The 4,515-nt window shown below is 26.2% G+C and carries 2 protein-coding genes; both read left to right on the top strand.

Annotated features, from left to right (window positions below):
* On the top strand, positions 1 to 3,545 hold a 3,545-nt coding region (tssM, locus tag OQH62_RS08285), incomplete at its 5' end, for a type VI secretion system membrane subunit TssM (RefSeq protein ID WP_266016064.1).
* On the top strand, positions 3,545 to 4,447 hold the full coding sequence (locus OQH62_RS08280; RefSeq protein WP_266016062.1) for an FHA domain-containing protein: 903 nt from the start codon (positions 3,545 to 3,547) through the stop codon (positions 4,445 to 4,447). The genes tssM and OQH62_RS08280, both read left to right, overlap by 1 nt.
* The last annotated feature ends 68 nt before the right edge of the window (positions 4,448 to 4,515 follow it).

Here is a 4,515-nt window from a genome sequence, read left to right as displayed (position 1 = left end):
TGTTTAAAAAAATTCTTGGTTTTATAAAGTCTAAGTTGTTTGTTGTTCTGTTGTTGCTCATATTTTTTATTGTTTTGAGTATATTATTTTGGTTTTGGGGTGTTTCAATATCGTTTAATGATGTTTATATTTTTGGGAATCCATATTTAAGATTTGGAATTCTATTTATACTATGGCTTATTGTTTTTTTGTTTTTCTTCCTTAAACCAACCATTAATTTTTTTATTTCGCTCAAAAGTGAAAAAAGAGCAAAATTGAAAGCCTTGAAAAAAGAAACTAATGATTTTGTGTTCAGAGCTAAAAGAAATTTTTTTATTTCTTTGCGAGATGCCAAGACAACTTGGAAAAAGAAAATAAAATTTAAAAAATTGCCTTTAATTATTATTGTGGGAGAAGAAGGTGCTGGGAAAAGTACTTTTATCAATTATTCTAATATAGAATATCCCTTAAATGATAGTTTGCAATCTTATAAGAAATTTCATCAATCTACAAATAACTTTTCTTTATATGTTTCTAAAAATGGAGCTTTGCTTGATACAGAGGGAAATTATTTTTCTCAAGAAAAGTTTTTTATCCCATCAAGCAGCGATGAGCTTCCAGAAGATGATTTAGATAAAAATAAAGAATTTTTGATTAAAAAAAATATTTGGATGAATTTTTTAAACTTTTTAAATAAAAACTTTTTTCATAGCAAACTTGATGGCATAGTTTTAGTAATAGATACGAGGCTATTTTTAAGCAATCCCAAAGAGTATTCGAAAGATATTATTCGTTATTTTGTAAAGAGGATAAATGATTGTGAAAATTCTCTTAATCTTAAATTCCCTATTTATGTAGTTTTTTCTAAGATTGATTTGTTAGAGGGTATGAAAGAATTTTTTGAAATTTTTAGTGAAAACATAGCTGATGCAGCTTTAGGTATTAGTTTTAAAGAAAAATTAAATGCTGATATTCTAGATAAAGAACTAAAGCAGTTAAGTCAGTCTTTGTTTCTTAATTTTATTAATAAAAATCATTTTATTTATTCTTTAGAAGATAAAAACAAAATTTATCTTTTCTTAAAGCAGTTTGATAATTTATTTGCTTTAGCAAAAAACTTTCTATTAGAAATACAAAATGAAAGTGCATTCAAAAATAATTCTTTTTTAAGAGGAGTGTATTTTGTAAGCGCTTATCAGGAAAACATTCCTAGAAACTTTTTGCTTGATAGTGTGTGTGAAAAATACAATATTAAAAAAGCATTGGCGAAAACAAATCCTCTATATAGTAAGCAGAGTTACTTTGTGAAATCTTTGTTAGAGGATATTATTTTTAAAGATTATTCTTTGAGCAGTATGAAAAATATTTTTAAAAAGTTTTCTTTATTATTCCTCGTATCAATTATAAGTTTAAGTACTTACTTTTTGTCTTTTTATTTTATTTCTAAGGATAAGGCAGAAAAAGAAAAGGCAGAAAATACTTTAATCGCATTGCGGGTTTTATTAAGTGATACAGATTATAAAGAGCTTAGTATAGAAGAAAGGGCAAACTTGCTTGCGAATTTAAAAAACATTTTAGGGGTTTATCCTGAACTTTCAACAAATAACAATCTCATACAATACCCAAGTTTAAATATATCGTACAGAGGGTTTTTAGAAGCTCAAGAATTGTATTATAAATTGAATGAAGATGTGCTTAAAAACACTTTGCTTAAGGAAATGGAATATATTTTACAGACTGATGAGGACGATAAAGATAATTTAATAAAAACATTATATATGTATAAATCCTTGTTTGAACAAGAATATTTGAATAAAAATTTGCTTAAAATTTGGATTAATGAAAATTGGCAGTTATTGAGTAAGTACAATATTTCTAAGGAAAATTTCTTAAATGGAATTGATGGGATTCAAAAGATTAATATAGAGAGTTCTAATAAAGATGAAAAGAGTATAGAATTAGCAATTAAAGCATTACAAAGAACAACAACAAGACCGCAAAGACTCTATATTTTACTAAATTTCCTCAATAGTGATAAACAAAAAGAAATTTATAGAATTAAAGAGGAGTTAGGTTTTGCTGCGAATAATGTTTTTACAGAATCAAGCAAAATAACTTCCATAGACAAAATCTACACGAGAAATGGAATGATAGGATTTTTACAAAATCTCAATCAAAATATAGATACTATGATAAATACAGAATCGTGGATGCTTGAAAGCACTGATAGCTTGACAAAAGAAAATAAAGGTGTGCTTTCTATAGGCATACTCAAATTGTATTTAGTTGAATATCAAAATAAATGGGAAGATTTGCTTTCCTCTCTTGCACCAAAACAATATAATTCTAAAGAATCAATGCTCAATCAGCTTAATATTTTATCTAAAGAGGATAATCCTGTATTAGCTTTAATTAAAATTGTTAGCACTAATACTAAGTTAAATGAAGCCTCTTTACTTAGAGAAGCTTATAATATAGGGCTTAACGCTAATGAGATTAAAACACATTTTAGCAATATTACCAATTTTTTTAATCCTTATCATAAAATTGCTAAGCAAGATTCTTTTCTAAATTCTGGAGCTTCAGCAGTAGGGCTTAATATCAATAACGATGTAAAAATTATGGAAGTTCTTGGTTTAGACATTAAAAATATTCAAACCAAGATTGTAGAATTTAGTACAAATAATACTCAAAGCATTGAAAATAAGATAGCCTATGCACTTCATCGTGGAAAAGAACAAGATGACCCTTTTGTAGCATTTACTAATGATATTAAAAAACTTCCACCAGAATTAGAAAAATATTATGCAAAATTGCATTTATATGCTTGGAATCTTGTAGAGTCTCACGGAGTTTCTTTATTTAATACTGCTTGGTTTAATGAAGTTTATACACCCTTTATTAACGATATTGCTCCTTTTTACCCTTTTAACGATGAAAGTGTACAAGAATTAAGTATGGATTCTTTTAAAGGATTTTTTGGTAGGAATGGGACTCTTAATAGATTTTATGACAAATATTTAAATTCTGTGCTAATTAAAAAAACGGATACTTATTCCTTAAATACACAATCTGATGTTAGAATAAATTTTTCTAAGAATTTTTTAGATTTTATGAGAGAGTCTAAAAATCTTGCAAATTTAATGTTAAATTCAAATGATAATATAAAAGTTAATTTTACATTACAAAGTTTAGATTTAAGCGGTGATTTCTCTTTTATAGAATTACAATACAATTCTTATAATGTAAGATATGACCATACTTTAAATTCTACTCTACAAATTGTTGGGGAGCAGTTTAATGGCAATACAAATTTGAATTTGACAGTTTTTGATTACCATAATTCAAGTTTAAAATATCATAAAACATATAATGGTGAATGGGCTTGGTATAGGTTTTTAAAAGAAAATCAAAATAATGGTATGTATAGTGTAATTTTTAACAATAATGAAAAATTATATTTTGATTTTAAATTGATTAATGGTGCTTCAGAAGTTCATCAAATTCTTAATGCACTTCGTCAGATAAAAATTGTAGAACGTATTACAATAGGAGGAAATAATTAATGGTAGATAATGAGGAAAAAATTGGAGTCATTATCGAAAGTTTAGAAGAAATTTTGACTAGAGATAAAGCATATGTTTTTGATAAAGAAGGCGGGTTTATAGGGAGTGATTCTCAATGTTCTTTTTGTGTGCAAGACAAAGAAAACAAAATACAAAATAAACATCTAAGAATAGGTTTTGAAGAAGGATTTTTTACCATTGCTCCTGTGGGAGATGCTGCTGTTTTTTATAATGAATCTTTTTCTAAAATGCAAGGTGGTTTTGAAACTGTTATTAATAAAGGTGATATTTTTAGAATTTCAAATGTTCAATTTCGTTTTGTGGATTATAAAGAAATCAATGAGGAATTTTTAAGAAGCAAAGAAAAGCTTGACAACATTGAAAAGTGTGATGAGATAGATGAAGGACTTTTAAAGCCTAGAGGTAAGGTTCAATTTGATTTTAAAGAAAAAGAAAACATAAAAGAACTTATTGAGAGTAAGACTGATTATGCTTTTATAGAAGAAAAAATAGATAATAGTTTTTTAAATCAAAGCGATGAAAAGAATCCTTTAGCATTTGAATATCAAAATGTTTTAAAAACTCTTGATAAAGTTTTAAAAGAATTGCAAATGAATCAAAAAAGTGCAAAATTAAACGAACAGTATGGAGAGTTAGACATTAAAGATTTAGAAAAGATTATTGCTAATATTCCGCTTATAAAATCTACAAAGCTCATCAATCTTTTAGCTTTAAGTTTGATTAGTAAAGAATTGTATAGTCCTATTTTTGAAGAAATGGAAGAAGATATGTTTATAAAATATCTCCAAGTTGCTATTCAGGGTAACATTAAAGAGGATAAAGCTTTATTTGAAAATTTAACTATCAAAGCTTTGGAAAAATATAAAAAGAGATATTCATAGATTATCGTGTAGATAGTTGTAATACTTTTTCTCTGAATCAAGAGACAAAGAAAAGTTTTTTATACAAC

This window comes from Campylobacter sp. MIT 21-1684 (assembly GCF_026241315.1).
GTDB lineage: Bacteria > Campylobacterota > Campylobacteria > Campylobacterales > Campylobacteraceae > Campylobacter_D.
This window is presented reverse-complemented; position numbering and strand designations above follow the sequence as displayed.

Coding starts and splice junctions, on each gene's coding strand:
- OQH62_RS08280 (WP_266016062.1), top strand. CDS start 3,545: ATGGTAGATAATGAGGAAAAAATTGGAGTCATTATCGAAAGTTTAGAA.